The following is a 21,126-nucleotide window of genomic DNA, read 5'->3' as shown; positions in this document are numbered from 1 at the left end:
GAGCTAATGATTTTCTCTACCTATCTTATTAGAACCATTTAATTGCTCAGCCAAGTATTCTTTTCCAACTAAAAGATTACTGCGTCTGTTTTTTGTCTTTTTTTGACGCCATCCCGAAATGTACGGTCCATGGCTCTGTAGACTTTGTGACCATGCTGGATGAGCCAACGGATGATGTGCATACATGATCCGATATTCAGCGATAAATATCTCTCACTACATAGTTCGGCCGATTCTGTACCTGGTTGAATACTTTGCCCAGATAGATCCCGACGATACCTATCGCTGTGGTCAGGATACCGAGACTAAGCGTCATCACCGTCATTACAGAGGTAAAGCCTAGCAGGGCGTCATCGAAAACCAGCTTGCGCAATATGAGATAAAAAACAAACAAGAAACTCAGCAGGGTAATGGTTACGCCTATGTTAAACAGCCAAATCAGAGGTTGAGCGGAAAAAGAACTGACGGCGTTAACCATTAAGCCAATGCGTCGCATGAAAGTGTATGTGCTTTGTCCTTCCCGTTGTCTCTTCGTCACAGGAAGGCCAATCTGGTGGAAGCCTGCCCAGCTCATCATTCCCGCCAGAAAAAGATTGCGGTCACCCATCTGCAACAGCGCCGTCACGTAACGGCGCGTCATAATCCTTTCGGTCACGATGTTCTCAGGGATTTTTGTGTCACTTAAAAAATTAAATCCCTTCCAAAATAAACTGCCACTCATCTGCTCGAACCTGCTGCCTTTGCGCGCTTCCTGGTAACCAAACACCATATCACAACCCGACTCGCGGAGTTTGCGATAAAAGTCCGGCAGCACAAGAGGCGAAACCTCAAGGTCGCAATCGATGAGGAAGACCAGCTCGCCAGTGGCATGCTGTAATCCCGCCTGAATGGCGTGATGGTGGCCAAAGTTGCGCGAAAGGTCAAGCACGACCAATTGGGGAATATCTCTCCGGCGCTCCAGCGCGTAAGCCAGGGAATCGTCCGGAGAGCCGTCATTGACCAGCAATATCTCGAAATGACTGCATCGAGCATCGGACAGGGCCTGGAGAGATTCTGCGAGAAAGCGCTCCAGAAACGGCCGCGACCGGTACATCGTGGAAACGATGCTGATCTCAGGTGGAGTATTGGTAGCCTCGGGATTAGTTATCATCTGTTATCCCTTCGGATGGGCGACGTCGCCCCCCTGATTTAGAACAACGACTCGCGCAGCAGACCACATAATATATCTTGCCCAGATACCAGGGTAGAGCTGGCGGTTTGGATAGAATAAATTATATTGAACAATTGGACCAATGATGAGCTCAGGCAGCGGCTATGCTTGAGTGAGCAGTCCCTTAACAAAAAACCATGTATATTGTTAAGCGACTGCTTATTGTTCGCATGGTTACATGTTTATGCGACGGCGTTTGTGTGCAACCCATCCGACAAGGCCGAGGCCAGCAAGCAGAAGCGCATAAGTTTCCGGTTCTGGAACAATTGCGGCAACCGTAGTCATTGGTTTATATAACCATACACCGGCATCCCAAACTCCTGCCCCGGCGCCGGCGATCTCATCAACCGCAATAAAAGCGTTCAATGCAGTATCATAATGCCATTTGCCAAGAACGCCGGTATAGAAACTGCCATGAGGATGCTCCAGGGTTGAGCTTGCAATCTCATGGACTGTCCAGGTGGTGTTGGTGCCGATCTTGCCATCCGCGTCCGTGACAACGCTTGCTGACCAGACCTCACCGCCACCATTACTGCCATTCCAGAGCACGATTGTATTGTTGGCTGAATCATAACCAATGCCATAAGTACCGGTCATTATGAAATCGCTACCGTCCTCCTTGACGAGATGAATTCCGGTATCCTGATTGCGGTAAGGGTTGGCGGTATTGGCATTATCCAGATCCCATACCGCCAGAGCTGATGTATAAGGGCCTATCGGGGTGGCTGTCCTTATGTAGAGATTGTGTGTTGTGTCAATCGTTGCGGCACCTTGATATCCAACCGTATTGTTCGTAACTCCGACTACCTCCCATGTATCCTTGCCACCGTTTCTGACATCCCCAAGGGTATAGCGGTAAAGCGAGGGAAATCCTGATGCGGACCCCTGCTCCGCGGTCAGATAAACGACGTCGTGGCCGTTCTCGGTACGGTAGGCGGCAGTACCGTTAATGTATTGCCCAGGTTCTGAGCCGGTCCATTGCCCCTGCCGGTCGATCCACATATTGCCGCCCTGCGCAACATTGACAGTATCCCAACCCGATCCGGTAGTGCCTCCGACTTTGTTCGGATCGCTCTTGAGCGGGTCCCATAAATACGGCCCGGCACGGCTAACGTTTGTTCCGTCCGTCGTCTGAAAATTCCACCCAGTAGGTGCTGCTGCCCCGCCAAATGTGAGAAACATGCCATTGACCGGAAGGTATATGTTGTTATCGTAGGTATGTGCAGATTGGGGCGCCGCACCGTCAACTATAAAGCCCCCGGCACCCACTCTGCTCGGCAGGGAACCACGCCCCCAGTTTCCCGTCGCTCCATCCCATACATACATCTCGTTACCGTAATAATTTGCGTGACCGCCGCCCCAGAGCATCAGGCGCCCGTTATCCGAGTCCCAGGCAAAAGAACTCCAGGCACTCACAATGGCGCCAGGGAATTGCTGGCTGCTGACCTGCACCGCGTCGGCGCCCGTTGGCCATGCGTCAGAAAAAAAATTGGTGCTTGCGTTGACCCACCCGCCTGCCGGAGTTGCCTCCAGCAATGAAGACAAGCGCTCGAAAGAACTTTGTGCGTTTGCTTGCGCAATGAAAGGCGGAAGTGAATGAGTGATAAATACCGCGGAAAGCGTGAGGCCGGCCGTGTGTAACCATTTTCGGGAAACGGAAAATTCAAACCTCGCCGTTTTACACGGTATAGCAAATTGTCGTTTTTTTTGTTTGCTTGATGTGTACATATCCTACTCCAGAATATAAAAGATTCAGTTTGCTTCCTTTTTTCTCGGTTGAAGACCAAGAAAACAGGTTAAAAAGTAAAGCTATTTTCATTTAATGCATCACATGACTTATAGTACTATTTGTTAATTTCAAGCGCAGGTGTGGCGAGAGCGGAACACGGCAAAAGCTGATCGACCCTCCGGGCGGTCCCAGACCGGCAATTCGACCCCAATGGTAAGCCGGCGCGCAAATCGAACGATAACAAAGTAGCGAGACGCGGCCGTCTTGTTTAACCACATCCAGACAAAGACATTCGGCGGCCCCATTGCCATATCCGATTTAAAAACTTATTCGTTCCCCCATACCGGCTTGGGCTATCTAAGCGTTAAAAGAGCAATGGCATCAATAGCAGCGCGAAAGAAAGCGTTTTATCAAATGTTACAGCAATGGGGCTGGCTCAACACTAGCCTTTTTATGCTCAACAGGATTCTGGCCGTTATTTCCGGCGGTCGTCTCCGTTTATACAGGTATCATTTAATCGCCCAGCCAGTGGCAAAAGCAGCTTTTCTTCCGCCGGGAAGAGGCAAGAAAATAGAAATCCGACTGGTTCAGGAACACGACGAGATAATCAAGGAATTTCCCCGGCCTGTCAAAGCGATTCAAGCACGGTTCAGGCAAGGAGCACAATGCCTGGTTGCCCTCAAGGAGGGGCAGTTTGTCGGCTTTTTATGGCTGCTGATCGGCAATTATGAGGAGGATGAAGTGCGCGCGCGTTTTATCCCCTTGCCCGAAGGTCAGGCAGCTTGGGATTTCGATGTGTATGTGGCGCCCGACTTCCGCTTGGGGTTGACCTTTCTCCGTCTATGGGATCAAGCGAACCGTATCTTGTGTGACAATGGTATTTTATGGTCGTGTAGCCGTATTTCCGCATTCAATACCGGTTCACTCGGCGCTCATGCGCGTCTGGGGACCTTGTCATTGGGCAGTGCAATCTTTTTTTGTGCTGGCCAATCGCAAATCACGCTCGCTTCTGTATCCCCTTATTTTCACCTGTCCAGGTATTCCGGCTCATCTCCAGAGTTCCGCCTGAACACTCGTGAGCTTCAAATAACGCGATCCGCGCATACCACAAACCCATCATGGAGCGATCATGCAGCACCTTGAAGAAGTGAAAAACATTCTGTCCGACGTATTAAGTCTCGGTGATCGAAAAAAATCCCTGAACGAGGATTCGGTCCTACTTGGAGACCTGCCTGAGTTGGACTCCATGGCGGTTGTTAACGTGATCACAGCGTTGGAGGATCATTTCGGCATTAGTATTGACGATGATGAGATCAGCGCGGGAACCTTCGAGACGCTGGGTACTTTGAGCCGGTTTGTTGAACAGAAGTTGTCCGAATGACTTGAAGCAGGCATCTCCACCGGCCGAACCTTTTTTTCTAAGGGCGGGAAGCGGGAGACGTTTCTGTCTTTACCATGGCCCCCGTTCCAGTAAGGAGTGTCGCGGCGCGCTCATCTACATCCATCCATTCGGCGAGGAAATGAACAAATCGCGCCGCATGGCAGCCATGCAGGCACGGAGCTTTGCCGCCGCAGGATTTGCGGTGCTTCAGATTGATCTTTTCGGCTGCGGGGATAGTGACGGAGAATTCGGCAGCGCGCGCTGGAATATCTGGAAGCAAGACCTGGACTTTGCTTGGGATTGGCTTGAAAATCGTGCTGCCGCACCCGTCAGTCTTTGGGGACTGCGCCTCGGGGCACTGCTCGCGCTGGATTTTGCCGTAAATTCGGAAAGGCGAACTGATAAGATTGTCCTGTGGCAGCCTGTCGTTACCGGAGAAGCGTTTCTGAATCAGTTTTTGCGGTTACGAATGGCAAATGAAATGCTTGCGAGTACGCCCGGTTCGAAAAAAACGACAGGAACGGGCGCACTGCGCGATCGCCTCGCAAGGGGGGAAATGCTGGAAGTGGCTGGCTATGACCTCGCACCCGAATTGGCTGCCGCTATTGACGCACTGAAAGCGGCCGAGCTGGTCATTACGCGGTGTGCTGTTCATTGGTTCGAGATTGTGGCCGAGCCCGGCCGTCCCATGACGCCAGCTGGAACAAATGCAATCACCCAATGGAGGCACCATGGGGCCAATCCGTATACCCACCTTGTACCATGCGTGCCATTTTGGGCGACCCAGGAGATTTCCGAGTGTCCTGAACTGATATCCACAACCTTAAGCGTATTTGCTGAAACCGTACCATGAATTTCGAGGAACATGCCCTTGCCTTTCCCTGCGCGGACTCATGGCTGTACGGAATTCTCACTCTACCTGAGCAACCTATCCGCAGAGGAGTGCTGATAATAGTGGGCGGGCCGCAGTATCGGGCGGGAAGCCACCGACAATTCACGTTGCTCGCTCGCAACCTGGCAGCCCATGGTTTTGCAGTAATGCGCTTCGATTTTCGTGGAATGGGAGATAGCGAAGGAGAAACCAGAACTTTTGAGGCGGTGGAGGATGATCTGCGCTGTGCGATTGATAAATTTTTCTTAGAGGCGCCGCTAATCGATGAGCTGGTTATCTGGGGACTGTGCGACGCGGCATCCGCTGCGATTTTTTATGCGTACCAGGACCGCCGCGTCACCGGCCTGGTATTGCTGAATCCATGGGTTAGAACTGAGGAAGGTTCCGCTAAAGCCTATCTGAGGCATTATTACGCATCACGTCTTTTCGAGCGGGAATTCTGGACCAAAATAGTGCAGGGGAAGTTCCAGCTCGCTGCGGCGGCTCAGTCATTTGCTAAAATTATTACTGAGGCTTGCAGAGCAAAAAGAGGAAATTACGCCTCTGCTGGCAAGGAAAAACGCACCTCCTGCGAGATTGCTCCGCTGCCAGACCGTATGTTTCAGGAACTCAACCTGTTCAAAGGAAAGGTGCTTCTTATCCTGAGCGGCAATGATCTCACAGCTCAGGAGTTTTCTGATCTCGTTAAGGATTCGCGGAAATGGGAAAAACTCATGGCCGCTCCGCGTGTGATGTGTCGTGATTTACCGGGGGCAAACCATACCTTTTCCCGACGGGAGTGGCGTGATCAGGTTATGACCTGGACAAAAGACTGGATTTCCTCATGGTAAAACGGGCATGGATAACCATGACTTGGCGAACAGCCAACTTGACAAGTGCTTCCTTATATCTTGAGAATGTCAGCATCTCCAGATTATTTACCAATGATGCATCTTCCATGTGTAAACGCGAAAACCTCGACAAATCAGGCTGCACTTTTCTGGAGCACGAGTGAAAATCCTACTCAGCATTGCTGTGTTAGCGGTTTCGTTCTTTGCGACAAATCTTCCAGCGGCCCCCCTTCCGCATTGTGGAGCGCCGTCAGGATATGATTATACCAATAGTGAAAATAGAGGGTACCTGGGAACTGTTGAGCAACATCACTTTACTCCCGGTGTGGAAAATTTGCGCGCTGGAAGCACAGGTACCATCGGGTCAGACCTGAGCTATACACTCATGATGTTTCCCAATCATCATCGCGCGTTGGCGGCTTTAGGTAAACTTTCCATAAGAGATAGGACATTAAAACCCAGCGGCGCACAATATTCTGTTGAGTGCTTTTTCGATCGTGCTATCCGGTTCAGGCCGAACGACGGTATCGTTCGTATGGTATACGGTAACTATTTGGTAAAAGCTGGCCAACTCGACAAAGCTATAGAGCAACTTCGCACAGCAGTTGACCTTCAGCCAGAAGATGCGACTATTAATTACAACCTCGGCTTGCTCTATATGCAGAAAAAAGATTATAAACAGGCAAAGACTTACGCAAAGAAAGCGTATGAACTGAACTTTCCACTGCCAGGCCTCAAGAACAAGCTGATGGAAGCCGGGAAGTGGGAAGATTGACCTGAATACCTTATAAGTACCTGTCTAGATCGATTCGCCGGTTGTCTTTTTCTCAGGTGCAAGATCAGCAATATACCAGTCCATTGCCTGCCTGAGTCCTTCTTGGATCCGATGAGTCGGTGCATAGCCCAGCATTTTGCCTGCTTTGGAGATATCGGCCTGAGAATGCCGTACGTCCCCCGTCCGAAAATCGACATATTCGGGGTTATGATTCTGCAGATGGGGAAACTTCTTTAAAAGTAACCCGCGTATCATCTTGTAGAGCTCATTGAGACTGGTGCGTTCATTAATCGCAACGTTATAAATCTGATTGACCGCATCGGGGTTGTCGGTCATTGCTGCGAGGAGGTTGGCCTGAACGACGTTCTCGATAAAGCAAAAATCCCGGCTGGTTTCCCCATCTCCATTGATGTATAAGGTCTGATTTCTAATCAGCGCGGCGATCCACTGGGGGATCACGGCCGCATAGGCACCGTTCGGGTCCTGCCTGGGGCCGAAGACATTAAAATACCGTAGCCCTACCGACTCGGTGCCATAGGAGCGTGCAAACACATCGGCATAAAGCTCGTTCACGTACTTGGTAACCGCGTAAGGCGAAAGCGGCCGGCCAATCACGGATTCCACTTTAGGCAAATCGGGGTGATCGCCATAAGTGGAACTGGATGCCGCATAAATAAAACGCCTTACACGCGCATCACGTGCAGCCACCAATACATTCAGGAAACCCGAAATGTTGCTTTCGTTTGTCCGGACAGGATCCTGGATTGAGCGTGGCACAGACCCTAGAGCAGCTTGATGCAATACATAATCCACACCCTCGCATGCCTTCCTGCACGCGTTCAGGTGACAAATATCACCTTCTATAAAACGGAAGTTGAGCCAAGGCTTTTCTCCGACCAGTTCCTTTATCTGCTCAAGGTTGTGTCGGTGGCCCGTTGCAAAATTATCCAGGCCGATTACTGTCTGGTTCAACTTGAGCAATGCTTCCAGCAAACCTGAACCAATAAACCCGGCAACGCCGGTAACCAGCCAACGGTATTGGTTGTCCCTTAAATGCTGCAGCGTGCTTTCATACCTCATCATGACCAGGAGCTTCTTTCATAGCCGCCAGACGTTGAGGCCGGCATTACGAAGCGCCAGCGGGTCAAACTGGGATTTGACATCGATAAAACATCCGTTATCGGCGATCTTGGACTGGAACTCGGTCAAAGGCCGTTCAGTAAACTGGCGATGTGATACAGCAACGATTATCGCATCCGCGCGGGGAAGATCCTCCCATGATTTGAGCTCCAGGCCATATTCATGACGAGCTTCATCCGGGTCTGCAACAGGGTCGTGGACATGAATCTCGATGCCGTAGGACTTGAGTTCATTAATGAGGTCGGCAACTTTGGAGTTTCTCAAGTCAGGGCAATTTTCCTTGAAGGATAACCCTAGAACATTCACTTGGGCGCCTCTAACGTTCATGTTAGCCTTGATGATATGTTTTATCGTTTGCTCAGCAACGAACTTAGCCATGCTGTCATTGATTCGGCGGCCGGCCAGGATTACCTGGGGTATATAGCCGATCATTTCCGCCTTGTGAGTAAGATAATACGGGTCCACGCCAATGCAGTGCCCGCCTACCAGGCCAGGCCGAAAAGGAAGAAAATTCCACTTCGTGCCAGCGGCCTTTAAAACGTCCATTGTATCGATATCCAGCTTATCAAAAATAATCGCCAACTCATTCATTAACGCAATGTTGAGGTCTCGCTGCGTATTTTCGATAACCTTGGCTGCTTCAGCAACTTTTATACTGGACGCGCGGTACACGCCAGCAGAAATGATATTTTCATAAAGCGCGGAGATTTTTTCCAATGTATCTTCGTCGTCTCCAGAAACAACTTTTAATATGCTGGTAAGCGTGTGTTGCTTATCACCCGGATTGATGCGTTCAGGGGAAAAGCCGACGTGAAAATCCTTTTTCCATTTCATTCCGGAATTTTTTTCCAAAACCGGAATACAGACTTCCTCAGTTGCACCCGGATAAACCGTCGACTCATAAATAACGGTCGCTCCCCGTTTCATGTATTTTCCAACGGATTTGCTGGCGCCAACGAGTGGCCCAAAGTCGGGCTGATGGGCGAGATCTACGGGCGTCGGGACCGCAACCACGATGTAGTCTGCCTGCGCCAACTCTGCCGGGTCTGTGGTAAAAACAAGGTGGATGGCAGCCTTCAGGTTATCGAAAGAAACCTCGCCGGTCGGATCTATGCATTGTTTGTAACTCTCGACTTTACTGCTGGAAAGATCGTAACCTACGGTCTGCCGTTTTTTACCGAACTCGACTGCGAGCGGCAATCCGACGTATCCCAACCCCACCACAGCGACCACACTCATAAGTTATCTCCCCCTCCCGGTTATTTCATACATGGCACATTGAATGCTATAGCTCGATCATATCCGGTATCATTGCGCCGAATGACTTTAAATAAAACTGTACTAAAGAACAATTTTAATAACGGCTGTGCCAGCATATCATACCGAGAATAATGGTGAGAAAGAGAACGAATGAGCATGAGTTGTTTTCGGGCTCTGCCACGTGCAATCGATCTGGACCGATACGTATCACTTCAGCACGCTGACATGTATTCATTTTCAGTTCTGCAAATTTCGGGTAACCCCTTCACATAGCGGGTTTCAGTGTAGAAAATGAGGGAGTTTATGAGAGACCCAAGGTGGACTGTTCTGACCAAACTATCCGTTATCGCTGCGATTTTGGTCGGTGCGGGTTTGTCGGGCTGCGCCAAAAAAGCCGAAGATGCTCAAACGCTGATCGCGGATGCGAGGCGTTACCAGGAAAAGGGAGACAATAAAGCCGCCATTATCCAGCTTAAGAACGCTTTACAAAGCAATCCCGATAATTCGGAAGCTCGTTACCTTCTGGGCGTTATTTATAATAAAACCGGAGATTGGCAATCCGCCGAGAAGGAACTCCGCAAGGCCTTGAGCTTGGGGATGAGTCCGGAGAAAGTCTTGCCTGATCTGGGTCAGACTTTGCTCAGTCTGGGCCAATTTCAACAGGTTCTGGATGAAACCGGGAAGCTCCCTGAAGGCAAGAATTCAGCCGAAATTTATACGCTGCGCGGCAGCGCCTCCCTGGCGTTAGGCCAAACCAAGGAGGCCAAGGACCTGTTTGAGCGGGCGCTCAAGGACAAGCCGGATTTTCCCGAAGCCCTGATTGGACTGGGGCAATATTCGATCCTTGAAAAAAACCCGGATGCGGCAATGCAATTCGCTGAACAAGCGGTGAGCAAAAACCCTCGGAATGCGGATGCATGGTCCTTCAAGGGCGCCCTGCTACGCATGCAGGGTAAGGTAGACCCTGCTCTTGCCGCTTATGAGGAGGTCATAAAATTAAAACCGAATAGCTCGTCCGCCTACCTCAACAAAGCTGTCCTCGAAATTGCGGTGGGAAAATTAGATGAAGCCAAGGCGGATATCGACGGGGCGCGCAAGGTGGCGCCCGGTAATCTGATGGTTTTATATACTCAGGCACTGCTCGATTACAACCTGGGCAAACATAAGGCTGCATTGGAATCTCTGCAGCAGCTTCTAAGTAAAGTTCCAGAACACATGCCGAGCGTGTTACTCGCCGGAGCGGTACAAACAGCACTAGGATCGATGCCACAAGCGGAACAGCATCTGAAATACTACCTGGAGAGAGATCCAAAAAGTGTTTATGCCCGTAAACTGTTGGCGTCAGTACTGCTGAAAAGTGGCCAAACGCAGCGGGCAATCGATGTGCTGGCGCCGGCTCTCAAGGGCACGCAGCAGGATCCTCAATTGCTCGCCCTGGCAGGCGAAATCTACATGCAGGCGAAAGACTTCGCCAAAGCCACGGAATATTTTGAGAGGGCCAGCAATATTGAACCAAAAAGCGCAATGCTGCACACTGCCCTAAGCATGAGCAAACTGGGACAGGGCGAAAATGCGCGCGCCGTGGCCGAGCTTGAGATGGCGGCGAAGTTGGATCCTACATCGCCCCGGGCGGGCATCCTTCTGGTTATGACCCATCTTCGCCTTAAGGAGTACGACAAGGCGCTTGCCGCGGCCAATGCCCTTGAAAAGACTTCCCCGGAAAATCCCCTCGTACAGAATCTGAAAGGCGGTATTTATCTGAGCAAAAACGATAGGTCCAACGCACGCGCAAGTTTTGAAAAGGCCTTATCCCTCCAGCCCACCTATTTTCCCGCTGTCGCAAATCTTGCTCAGCTCGACGTGCAGGATAAGAAACCGGAGGCCGCCAAAAAGCGCTTTGAAACCATCCTGGAAAAAGACAAGAAGAATATTCAGGCTATGACGGCGCTATCCAGTCTCGCGCAAAGCCAAGGGCAACCCACGGAAGCCGCCGCCTGGCTGGAGCGGTCCGCCGCAGAAAATCCGGACGCGCTCCAGCCAGCCATGCTGCTGACCGCACATTATCTCCGCTCGGGAGCGAAGCAGAAGTCTCTAACCCTTGCCCAGAAACTTCAAGGCGCAAATCCTAATAATCCGGAAGTCCTGGAGCTACTGGCACAAGCCCAACTGGCGAACAATGACAGGAATGCCGCTCTGGAGAGTTACAATCGGGTCGCCGCCTTATTACCGCAATCACCCGCCGTTCAGCTCCAAATCGCGTCCATCCAGCTCGCAGCGCAGAATACCTCGGCCGCAGCGGAGGCTCTGAAAAAAGCGCTGGCTATAAAACCGGATTATCTGGAGGCGCAACTGGCGCAGGCCGCGCTTGAGTCGCGCCAGGGAAATTATGAAAAGGCTGTCGCTATTTCACGGCAAATCCAAAAGCAACAAGGGAAGTCACCCGTGGGTTACTTAGCAGAAGGTGATCTGCTGATGGCCCAACAAAAACCCGCGCTTGCAGTCAAAGCTTATGAGCAGGCACTCGCCATCGGTAAGAACGGCCCGGCAATGGTAAAGCTGCACGCATCGCTCAGCCAAGCGGGAAAAAGTCCGGAAGCAAACTCCCGCTTGCTTCAGTGGTTAAAGGAACATCCTGACGATGCAGCGAGCCGAATGTACCTTGCGGGGGTCTATCTTGCGGGCCGGGAGAACAAAGCCGCTATAGAGCAATATCAGATCGTCCTGAAGCAAGCCCCGACTTATATGCCTGCATTGAATAATCTTGCCACTGCTTATCAGCTGGAAAAAAATCCCCTGGCACTGGAATATGCCGAAAGGGCTCATCAATTGGCTCCAGACAGTCCAGCGGTATTGGACACTCTCGGATGGATACTGGTGGAACAGGGTAATGCAACGCGGGCTCTGCCGTTTTTGGAAAAAGCAACGTCACTGGTGCCGGAAGAGCTGGAAATTCGCTATCATCTTGCAGCCGGGCTGGTCAAAGCCGGTGACAAGGCCAAAGCTCGCAAGGAGCTTGAACAACTGTTGAACGCTGGGAAGCAGTTTCCCAGCATAGACGAGGCAAAGATATTGCTGAAGCAAACTCAATAGAAGAGACGAAAATAGAGGAGGTCGGAAAATAACTAAAATTCCGGCGCTCGGGAATCACGCCCGGGAAGCACTTTAAGCCACTTTTAGCCACTTTTCGTGTCCACGATGAAATAGCGCCGGGCTTTGCTAGCGATTACCTCTCGGACAGCCCATCGCGCAAAGTCGTCGTGTTGCCACTAGGCAAATTCGAGGCCTGATTCATGGATTCATGATTGCTTGCAGCATCGTTTCTTGAGCTGGATGCCGCCGCAGCCTCAGCCCAGATGCGCCGCAGTGCGTCCCACATACTCGTCCGTACGGTCGTCAGGTAAAGCGTGTTGTCACTCAACCCGTTAACCAAACGGTGCTGCGCCTTGCCCAGATTATGATATGGCATGCTCATGAACAGATGATGGGTAGCATGATAGCGCAGACCCACCGGTGCCCATAAACCGGTAATCAACAAATTACCGGGAACATTGACAGAATCGAGATATTGTTCGGCAAATTCCATCCGATGGTCAGCGGGGTTTCGATACGCATGGGCGCTCAACGTACGTAATGAGTTCATAAAAAAGATGAACATTGCGATAATGTACCAGTAAACCAGTACCTTATAGGTCAGCAGGCCCAATGCAATGCAACCGACAACTGCGGTTATAAACACAAAAGCCGCAAACTCTTGCACGCGCCAATGGGTATCGTTGCGGATGGCATTTGCCTCGCGTTTATAATTCATGTCGATTGTGAGGGAGGATGCGCGTTCCCAGACAAATTTACGCAAGGATGGGATCAGATAAGACAGAGGCGTAAGAAGAAGAAAACGTATGATAAAGAAAACGGGAATGATGAACGACAGCATTACATATCCTACCATCGCGGCTGGCCGTAGGGTGGCGAAGGGAACATATTCACCATCCCTGGCCGTACCATAGACATCAGGCTTGTGGTGATCGCTGTGGACGCCGTCATATGTAAAGGATGGGATCAGTAGCGGAATACCGCAGATAAGATTCCAAATAAAGCGGAATAACTTGAACGTGCCCTTTTTCAGGTGTGCCAGCTCGTGGATGAAAATAGCCGCTCGATAAAAGGCAAACGTGGCAACAACAAGAGCTGAAACCTGCCAGGCAGAAAACAGCGGCGTAGCCAGGACAACCACAAAAGCTGCCCAGCCCAGCGAGATATGAAACAGAAAGTCAAGCCAGTAGATCCATGGATTGGGCGTCATGAGATCGCGGACAAGGTTGTGCGCTTCCTTCAACGGAAATTTCAAAAATTCCCGGCCAGATGGTGTTTCAATCATCCGGATTCTCGTTGTGTTGGTTTCAGATTGAATCAAATTCTATAGTAGCAAGTACTCAGTGTACCCCATGCCAATATATGATGCATCTGTTTATGTCCGGCTTCCGAAAAGCGCCGCAGCTTGGGAATTCCGGGGGTTATGCAAAAACCTCTGCATCAGCCAGGCTTGCAGCCTGTGCGTCTTTCAGGGAGATAATAGGTTGCGTCCCGGTATCAACTGGCCACAAAATGCCAATCCGGGCATCATTCCATAAAAGGCTGCGCTCGAAATCAGAGCTATAGTAATCCGTCGTTTTATACAGGAAGTCGGCACTATCACTCAGCACATAAAAGCCATGGGCGAATCCCGGCGGCACCCATAATTGACGATGATTGTCTTCGGTTAACTCCACCCCGACCCAGCGGCCAAAATTTGGGGAAGACTTGCGAATATCCACCGATACATCAAATACGGCACCCCGCGCCACCCTCACCAGCTTGCCCTGGGGTTTACGAATCTGGTAATGCAGTCCCCGTAACACACCCTTGACCGAGCGGCTATGGTTGTCTTGCACGAAGCTGACGTCAAGCCCGGTAGCCCGGTGAAAATCCTTCTGATTGAAGCTTTCGAAGAAGAATCCCCGGCTGTCGCCGAAGACCCTGGGCTCGATGATCAGAACTTCAGGGATTGAGGTAGGGATCGCTTTCATAAATCAGTTGTTCCCCTAGCAAGCAGTTGTTCCTTTAGCAAGCGCAACAGGTATTGACCATAGCCATTCTTTGATAATGGCTGAGCCAGCCTCTCCAGCTGTGCGGTAGTGATAAAACCCTGACGGTAGGCGATCTCTTCAGGGCAAGCAACTTTGAGGCCTTGCCGATGTTCGATGGTCTCAATAAAGTTGCTGGCTTCTATGAGGCTTTCGTGAGTACCGGTATCCAGCCACGCATAACCACGACCCATGATTTCGACGCTGAGTTGGCCGTGTTCCAGGTACGTGCGGTTGACATCGGTAATTTCCAACTCGCCCCGCGCAGACGGCTTGAGGTTTGCGGCAATATCGACCACTTGATTATCGTAAAAGTACAGGCCAGTTACGGCATAGTTGCTCTTGGGCTGTACAGGTTTCTCCTCTAGCGATGTGACGCGGTCATGAATGTCAAAGGCGACCACCCCATAACGCTCGGGGTCCTGCACATGGTATGCGAATATGGTCGCTCCCTCCCGCTTCGCCATGGCGCGGCGGAGTTGCAGATGCAGATCGTGGCCATAGAAGATATTATCGCCCAGCACCAGGGCACTGGGACTATTCCCGATAAAACTCCTGCCGATGGTAAAGGCATGGGCCAACCCATCCGGGCTGGGTTGGACAGCGTACTGAAGATTTAATCCCCATTCACTTCCATCACCCAGAAGTTGTTCAAAACGCGGTGTATCTTGAGGGGTAGAGATAATTAGTATGTCGCGTATACCCGCCAGCATAAGCGTGCTCAACGGATAATAAATCATCGGCTTATCGTAAATGGGCAACAGTTGTTTTGAGACAGCCTTTGTCACGGGATAAAGCCGGGTGCCGGAGCCGCCGGCAAGAATGATGCCTTTACGCTGGGTCATATTGATTCTCGAGAATTTCGGTAAGCATGCGTGTGACGCCAGTTTGCCAGGGGGGCAGCTTTAAATCGAAGGCTTTCTCCAGTTTCCTGGTGCTCAGGCGCGAGTTTTTCGGTCGTCTGGCAGGGGAAGGAAATGCACTGGTTGGCACCGGGGCAATGTCTTCCGGTGTCGCCTTGAGCCTGATTCCAGCTTGCCGAGCGAAGTCCAATATAAACCGCGCATAACCGCACCACGAGGTTTCCCCTGCCGCAGCAACATGGTAAAGCCCTGCCATATGAGGTTGTTTTAGCGCTGTACGAACGGCGTGAGCCGTGACATCCGCCAGCAGATCGGCCCCTGTGGGTGCGCCGACCTGGTCATCGATAACCGTAAGGTGATCGTGTTGCCGGGCCAGACGCAGCATTTTTTTTGCAAAATTTTCTCCACGTGCTGCAAAAATCCAACTGGTACGAAAGGTCAGATGGCGGCAGCCGGAAGATATTATCGCATCCTCGCCTTCCAGCTTGGTTGCACCATACACGCTCAAAGGTCCCGTAGGATCTGTCTCGGTCCACGGTTTAGCTCCACTGCCGTCAAATACATAATCGGTAGAGTAGTGAACCAACCAGGCGCCCAGCTTTGCCGCTTCGGAAGCCAATGCAGCGGGAGCCTGGGCATTGATGATTCGGACGTGCTCCGGCTCGCTTTCAGCTTTGTCCACCGCAGTATGGGCAGCGGCATTCACGATCACATCGGGAGCTACCCTGCGAACGGTTTCTGCAATCCCGTCCAGGCGGGTGAAATCGCCGCATAGTCCACCACTGTCAAAGTCCGGTGATACCAGTTCGCCCAAAGGTGAAAGGCTGCGCTGTAGCTCCCAGCCAACCTGACCATTTTTGCCGAACAGCAGGATTTTCATAAGGCGGTCCGTTCACTGTAATTTTTCTCTACCCAAGTTCGATAGGCGCCCGATCTTACATTGGCGACCCAGGCGGGGTTGTCCAGGTACCATCGCACGGTCTTGAGGATGCCTGTCTCGAAAGTTTCAGTGGGTTTCCAGCCCAGTTCCCGCTCAATCTTGCTCGCATCAATTGCATAGCGGCGGTCGTGGCCGGGACGATCGGCAACGAATTTAATCAGGTCGCTATAGGATCTGGCGCTATATGATCCGTCACCTGCGGGGCGAAGCGCATCCAGCAATTTGCAAATTGTATGCACAATATCGATGTTGGGTTTCTCGTTCCATCCGCCGATATTATAGGTCTGCCCCGGCAGGCCTCCTTCCAGCACGCGACAAATAGCATTGCAGTGATCCTTCACATATAGCCAGTCGCGAATCTGTTGGCCATCGCCGTACACCGGCAACGGCTGGCTGGCAAGAGCGTTGACGATTATAAGCGGGATGAGCTTTTCCGGAAATTGGTAGGGACCGTAATTGTTAGAGCAGTTCGTGGTTAAAACAGGCAAGCCATAAGTATGATGATAAGCACGCACCAGATGGTCGCTGGCTGCCTTGCTCGCCGAATAGGGACTGTTCGGTTCATAACCATGGGCTTCATTGAAAGCAGGCTCGTCCCTCGCCAGCGAGCCATAAACCTCGTCAGTTGAAACGTGGAGGAAGCGAAAATCCCGTTTTTCTTTTCCATCCAGGCTGTTCCAATGACTTCGAACTGCTTCCAGAAGCCGAAAAGTCCCCACTATATTGGTCTGGATGAAATCTTCCGGGCCATGAATGGAACGGTCAACATGACTTTCGGCGGCAAAATTAATGACGGCCCGAGGCCGATACTGCCGGAGTAAATCGGTCACCAGGCTGAAGTTGCCGATATCGCCTTTTATAAAAATATAACGCTCATCTTCAGCCAGCGTAGATAGATTTTCCGGATTCCCCGCGTACGTTAATATGTCGAGGTTGATAATTGCTTCGTCAAACCGGCCCAACCAATCCCGCACAAAATTAGCGCCGATGAATCCGGCGCCTCCTGTCACCAAAATCATTGATTTTTCCTCTGTATGTCAGCAACGCCGTATACTTGAAACCTTCCGTTAAAACCCTTCGTCGTTCATCAAGTAGCGCCATTTGCCCAACGGCAGTTCACCCAATTTTATCCTACCGATGCGGACACGCTTTAATCCTGTAACTTTCAATCCCACCAGTTCACACATTCTACGGATTTGCCGTTTCTTCCCTTCGCGTAAAATGAAGCGCAATTGGTCCTGATTTTGCCGGACCACTTTGGCCGGTTTTAATGCTTCCCCATCCAGGGTCAGTCCATGGTTCAGAAGGTCCAGCGCATGTTTGGATAGCATTCCCTCCACCCGCACCAGATATTCTTTCTCAACACCGGATTGCACGCCAATCAATTGCTTGGCGATACGCCCATCCTGGGTAAATACGATCAGTCCCCATGAATCGATATCCAGCCGTCCCGCCGGAGCTAAATCTTTCAAATGCATCGGACTGAACTGTAGGGGCATTTGATCGCCGTGGAAGCGGGATCCTTGATTAAGCAGGCTGATCGCTGGCTTATAGCCGGGTTCCGGTTGACCTGATACATAGCCGACGGGCTTGTTCAGCAATATTGTGATGTGGCGCGCCTGCTGCGCTTGCGCCATATTATTAAGCTTTATTTTTTGTGAGGGATAAACCTTTGTGCCCAATTCCGTGATCCGCTCACCGTCGACGTACACCCAACCCCTTTCAATATAAATGTCGGCTTCTCTGCGGGAACATAGCCCCTGCTGAGACATGAGCTTGGATAGCCGGATTTTTTCCATTCACTCGTAGAATTGTTGCGCGGCTTTGTGATCGGCCGCTATTAAGTTGTTAACCGAAACTGATCACTGCCGGAATTCGCCATTATAATTTGAACCCTCGTCCCGTTTCAGATAAAATTCAATTCTTCCAGGCGCGTAGCTCAGCTGGTTAGAGCACCACCTTGACATGGTGGGGGTCGTTGGTTCGAGTCCAATCGCGCCTACCAGGAGGCAGGAGAAGATGGGGTGTAAGTTTTAAGTTTTGTTTACCCAGTTTTGTTTACCCGGTTTTGTTATACCCCCTTTTTATACCCTTTTTTCTAAAAGCGCCGCGCTCCCGGCGATGTTTTTCATTGGAGCTCCGCGTAGAGCTGGATCGCATCAGATAGCAGAAGTAAAACGGTAATGTTCAATAAAAAAACGGCCTCCTGAGAGACCGTTTGCTGCGAATCCGGCACCGTTACTGCGTGCCGATAGCCCGACTCAGGACATCTTGCGACTACCCCGACGGCGAACAACCGCACCCATCAAACCCAGACCAGCCAATAGCATGGCATAAGTTTCGGGTTCAGGTACTGCGGACATAACCGTGATGCTGCCCGGCGCCAAGCCAAAAACGCTACTCAAGTCTTGCTGTCCGCCTGTCTCGCCGATAAATAATGGACCTCCCGTGCCGCTCAGGTCGCCCGCGCTGGTTATCATCCCGCCGGTGGCGGAATTCCAGACTGGAAAGCTTCTTGCTTCTGCTGCGCTCGCTCCGTCCGATATGAAGGAGACGTCGAGCTTGCCGTCTGAGGAGGGGCGGATGGTCAACGCGTCGCTAACATTCCAATTACTAGGCAGATTGAATCCGCCGAGCGATGTTAGATTTGAACCAACACTTGCTTCATCGTATGCCCCTATCAAGAACACCGTCCTGCCTGTGAAGCCTGCGGGGGCTACACCAGCCGTGGGAGTGGTGAAAAACTCCTGTCCCTGGTTCGAGGCTGTGAAGCTGATTTGCGTCCCTTTTCCATCATTGATTGTTAACACATCCTCTGCTGCGCTTAAGGGTATTGGCGGTATTAGCGCTGTTGGCGGTGTTGTTGGCGGTGGCGCATCTGCTGCGCTCGCCGGGGCCGTGCTTGCAAGGCAGCCTAATAGAGCTACCACAACTGGTAGTAATTTACCCCCAAACTTCATATCCTTTAGGTTCATGTTCATGTTTTTCACCTCTAATGTTGATTAGCTGGTATACATATGAAGACTTCCCACTTCGCAAATGAGCTGAGGTCCGTCATCCTTGCCCGACATATCGCTGATCATCACATCGGGCTTCTGCTTGACCCGACAGACGCCATTGCTGAGAAGCATTTACACCGAGTATTACAGGATTAATTGATTTGCGACCTCTTAAGTACATATTTGATAAGCATGTACTTGAAACACCGAGTCCAAAAATTTAAACCCGATGGTTAACAGATTACCCTGAATGGGAAGGAGATCAATAGACCGAGTGGACTAGTAGCTGCTTCTTCTTGGCAGTACTGTCACCTCGGAGTAGAGGGGATCAGAATTCCGATTGGACGATTAGTCCGCATCAGGAGTCCTGTATTAGCAACGAGTTAAACTCTCCGATGCAGAGAGATCGCAACCCTACCTTAAAAGGGATGATTGGCACACGACAGGTAAGTTTCTATTGGTGTTCTTTTCGTCCGTAAATATCTTCAAAACGCACAATATCATCTTCGCCGAGATAGGAGCCCGACTGCACTTCGATCATTTCAAGCGGGACGCAGCCCGGGTTTTCCAAACGGTGGCGGGTGCCGAGCGGGATAAACGTAGACTCGTTTTCCGATACCAGGTAACTTGCGTCGCCCCGCGTCACCTGTGCCGTGCCGCGCACGACAATCCAGTGTTCTGCGCGGTGATGGTGCATTTGCAATGACAGGGCCGCGCCCGGCTTGACAACAATACGTTTTACCTGAAAACGTTCGCCCGAGTCGACGCCGTCATACCATCCCCACGGACGAAATACCTTGCGATGCAGCTCCCCCTCAGGCCGACCCTGACTCTTGAGACTGTCGACAACTTTTTTCACGTGCTGGGTCTCACTCATATGAGCGACCAGGATGGCATCAGGCGTTTCAACCACTACCATATCTTCCAATCCCACGCATGCAACGAGCCGGTGTTCCGACAGCACCAGCGTGTTGCGGCATTCGTGGAGCAGCACATCGCCTTGCAGCACATTGCCCTGTTGATCTTTCGGCAATACATCCCAAAGCGAATCCCATGCACCCACATCAGACCAGCCGGCCGAGAGCGGAATCAATACCCCTGTCGGCAATGAGTTGTTGTCGGCAGTGATGTGCTCCATCACGGCGTAATCAATCGAATCGCTAGGGCAGCGGGTAAACTCTTCTTTATTCACACGTAAGAAGTCGCCATCAACCGAACCATGATCCCAGGCAACACGGCAAGCCGCCAGGATATCGCGGCGGCATGTGCCAATGGCCGAGAGCCAAACCGAGGCACGCATCATGAATAAGCCGCTATTCCAAAAATAAGAGCCGGAATCCACATAACGCTGGGCTGTAGCGACATCCGGCTTTTCCACAAAACGCGCTATCCGGCAAACACCATTGTCTCCCATCGGTTCACCAGCCTGAATGTAGCCATAACCCGTTTCGGCTGAATCTGGCGTAATGCCAAACGTAATCACTGCGCCTTCCGCTGCAAGCGGAACGCCTTGCTGTACCGCTGACTGAAAACTTGTTATATCCATAATGACATGATCCGCCGGCATTACCAACAAGATCGGATCGTCTCCCTCACGCACCGCGGCCATCGCCGCCAGCGTGAGGGCTGGTGCGGTGTTGCGCCCAGCGGGCTCAAGCAGGATGCTGCCCTTGATTTCCATCAAGCGTAACTGCTCGGCGATTATGAAACGGTATTCTTCATTGCAAACAATCAGCGGGGCATCGACCTTTATGCCGGGAAACCCTTTCATACGCCGAACCGTGGTCTGTAATAATGAATCTTCTCCAATGAGCGGCAATAGCTGCTTGGGATACTTTTCGCGTGAGAGAGGCCAGAGGCGTGTGCCTGAACCTCCGGAGAGCACGACCGGAATTAGTGATTCCATCTGAGATTTCCGATAAGAGAGGGTATTTCGGTCACGTATGCTGCTGCGAAAAATTACGGTTTACTTCTCTGACTTTTACTT

At 51.3% G+C, this 21,126-nt stretch carries 18 protein-coding genes and 1 tRNA gene; 7 read left to right on the top strand and 12 right to left on the bottom strand.

What is annotated here, in order from left to right:
* Positions 1-196: 196 nt before the first annotated feature.
* Both BMX00_RS00210 and BMX00_RS00205 read right to left on the bottom strand, forming a co-directional pair.
* Positions 197-1,150: a glycosyltransferase family 2 protein gene (locus tag BMX00_RS00210; RefSeq protein WP_090825633.1), complete on the bottom strand. Its 954-nt coding sequence runs from the start codon at positions 1,148-1,150 to the stop codon at positions 197-199.
* A gap of 234 nt (positions 1,151-1,384) precedes the next feature.
* A complete protein-coding gene (locus BMX00_RS00205) occupies positions 1,385-2,938 on the bottom strand; it encodes a PEP-CTERM sorting domain-containing protein (protein WP_090825630.1) in 1,554 nt (517 codons plus the stop codon).
* A 529-nt stretch (positions 2,939-3,467) separates the two neighbouring features.
* Here BMX00_RS00205 and BMX00_RS00200 point away from each other — a divergent pair.
* The 5 genes from BMX00_RS00200 to BMX00_RS00180 all read left to right on the top strand — a co-directional run bounded on the left by BMX00_RS00200 (position 3,468) and on the right by BMX00_RS00180 (position 6,817).
* On the top strand, positions 3,468-4,082 hold the full coding sequence (locus BMX00_RS00200; RefSeq protein ID WP_143053011.1) for a GNAT family N-acetyltransferase: 615 nt from the start codon (positions 3,468-3,470) through the stop codon (positions 4,080-4,082).
* Positions 4,069-4,320: an acyl carrier protein gene (locus BMX00_RS00195; RefSeq protein WP_090825624.1), complete on the top strand. Its 252-nt coding sequence runs from the start codon at positions 4,069-4,071 to the stop codon at positions 4,318-4,320. Before BMX00_RS00200 ends, BMX00_RS00195 begins: the two co-directional genes overlap by 14 nt.
* Positions 4,295-5,173 (top strand): hydrolase 2, exosortase A system-associated, encoded by an 879-nt coding sequence (locus BMX00_RS00190; protein WP_342707141.1) that lies wholly within the window; start codon positions 4,295-4,297, stop codon positions 5,171-5,173. The genes BMX00_RS00195 and BMX00_RS00190 overlap by 26 nt, the downstream gene beginning before the upstream one ends.
* Complete coding sequence (locus BMX00_RS00185; protein ID WP_090825618.1) at positions 5,170-6,042, top strand: hydrolase 1, exosortase A system-associated; 873 nt, start codon at positions 5,170-5,172, stop codon at positions 6,040-6,042. The genes BMX00_RS00190 and BMX00_RS00185 overlap by 4 nt, the downstream gene beginning before the upstream one ends.
* Before the next feature lie 160 nt (positions 6,043-6,202).
* Entirely contained in the window at positions 6,203-6,817 is a 615-nt protein-coding gene (locus BMX00_RS00180; protein ID WP_090825616.1) for a tetratricopeptide repeat protein, read from the top strand.
* A gap of 24 nt (positions 6,818-6,841) precedes the next feature.
* On the opposite strand, the gene BMX00_RS00175 is transcribed toward BMX00_RS00180, so the two are convergent.
* On the bottom strand, positions 6,842-7,900 hold the full coding sequence (locus tag BMX00_RS00175) for an SDR family oxidoreductase (protein ID WP_090825613.1): 1,059 nt from the start codon (positions 7,898-7,900) through the stop codon (positions 6,842-6,844).
* A 15-nt stretch (positions 7,901-7,915) separates the two neighbouring features.
* The gene (locus tag BMX00_RS00170; protein ID WP_090825610.1) at positions 7,916-9,196 is read right to left on the bottom strand and encodes a nucleotide sugar dehydrogenase; all 1,281 of its coding nucleotides are present in this window, start codon (positions 9,194-9,196) and stop codon (positions 7,916-7,918) included.
* 324 nt (positions 9,197-9,520) lie between these two features.
* Here BMX00_RS00170 and prsT point away from each other — a divergent pair, with 324 nt between their 5' ends.
* On the top strand, positions 9,521-12,307 hold the full coding sequence (gene prsT, locus BMX00_RS00165; protein ID WP_090825607.1) for an XrtA/PEP-CTERM system TPR-repeat protein PrsT: 2,787 nt from the start codon (positions 9,521-9,523) through the stop codon (positions 12,305-12,307).
* A gap of 133 nt (positions 12,308-12,440) precedes the next feature.
* Here prsT and BMX00_RS00160 read toward each other — a convergent pair whose 3' ends face one another.
* From BMX00_RS00160 to BMX00_RS00135, 6 genes are all read right to left on the bottom strand, one after another.
* Complete coding sequence (locus BMX00_RS00160) at positions 12,441-13,592, bottom strand: fatty acid desaturase family protein (protein ID WP_090825604.1); 1,152 nt, start codon at positions 13,590-13,592, stop codon at positions 12,441-12,443.
* 136 nt (positions 13,593-13,728) lie between these two features.
* On the bottom strand, positions 13,729-14,280 hold the full coding sequence (gene rfbC, locus BMX00_RS00155) for a dTDP-4-dehydrorhamnose 3,5-epimerase (RefSeq protein ID WP_090825601.1): 552 nt from the start codon (positions 14,278-14,280) through the stop codon (positions 13,729-13,731).
* Positions 14,277-15,182 (bottom strand): glucose-1-phosphate thymidylyltransferase RfbA, encoded by a 906-nt coding sequence (rfbA, locus tag BMX00_RS00150; RefSeq protein WP_090825598.1) that lies wholly within the window; start codon positions 15,180-15,182, stop codon positions 14,277-14,279. The genes rfbC and rfbA overlap by 4 nt, the downstream gene beginning before the upstream one ends.
* Positions 15,169-16,080: a dTDP-4-dehydrorhamnose reductase gene (rfbD, locus tag BMX00_RS00145; protein ID WP_090825595.1), complete on the bottom strand. Its 912-nt coding sequence runs from the start codon at positions 16,078-16,080 to the stop codon at positions 15,169-15,171. Before rfbD ends, rfbA begins: the two co-directional genes overlap by 14 nt.
* Positions 16,077-17,159, bottom strand: a complete 1,083-nt coding sequence (gene rfbB / locus BMX00_RS00140; RefSeq protein ID WP_090825592.1) for a dTDP-glucose 4,6-dehydratase — start codon at positions 17,157-17,159, stop codon at positions 16,077-16,079. Before rfbB ends, rfbD begins: the two co-directional genes overlap by 4 nt.
* Before the next feature lie 48 nt (positions 17,160-17,207).
* Positions 17,208-17,939 (bottom strand): pseudouridine synthase, encoded by a 732-nt coding sequence (locus BMX00_RS00135; RefSeq protein ID WP_090825589.1) that lies wholly within the window; start codon positions 17,937-17,939, stop codon positions 17,208-17,210.
* Between the two features lie 129 nt (positions 17,940-18,068).
* Between BMX00_RS00135 and BMX00_RS00130 the strand changes: the two genes are divergently transcribed.
* Positions 18,069-18,145, top strand: a tRNA-Val gene (locus BMX00_RS00130).
* 256 nt (positions 18,146-18,401) lie between these two features.
* Here BMX00_RS00130 and BMX00_RS00125 read toward each other — a convergent pair.
* On the bottom strand, positions 18,402-18,950 hold the full coding sequence (locus BMX00_RS00125) for a PEP-CTERM sorting domain-containing protein (RefSeq protein WP_245727453.1): 549 nt from the start codon (positions 18,948-18,950) through the stop codon (positions 18,402-18,404).
* Positions 18,951-19,593: 643 nt separating this feature from the next.
* The gene (locus BMX00_RS00120) at positions 19,594-21,045 is read right to left on the bottom strand and encodes a mannose-1-phosphate guanylyltransferase/mannose-6-phosphate isomerase (RefSeq protein ID WP_090825583.1); all 1,452 of its coding nucleotides are present in this window, start codon (positions 21,043-21,045) and stop codon (positions 19,594-19,596) included.
* Positions 21,046-21,126: the final 81 nt, after the last annotated feature.

This window comes from Nitrosovibrio tenuis, from assembly GCF_900109785.1.
In the GTDB taxonomy this organism is placed as follows: domain Bacteria; phylum Pseudomonadota; class Gammaproteobacteria; order Burkholderiales; family Nitrosomonadaceae; genus Nitrosospira; species Nitrosospira tenuis_A.
This window is presented reverse-complemented; position numbering and strand designations above follow the sequence as displayed.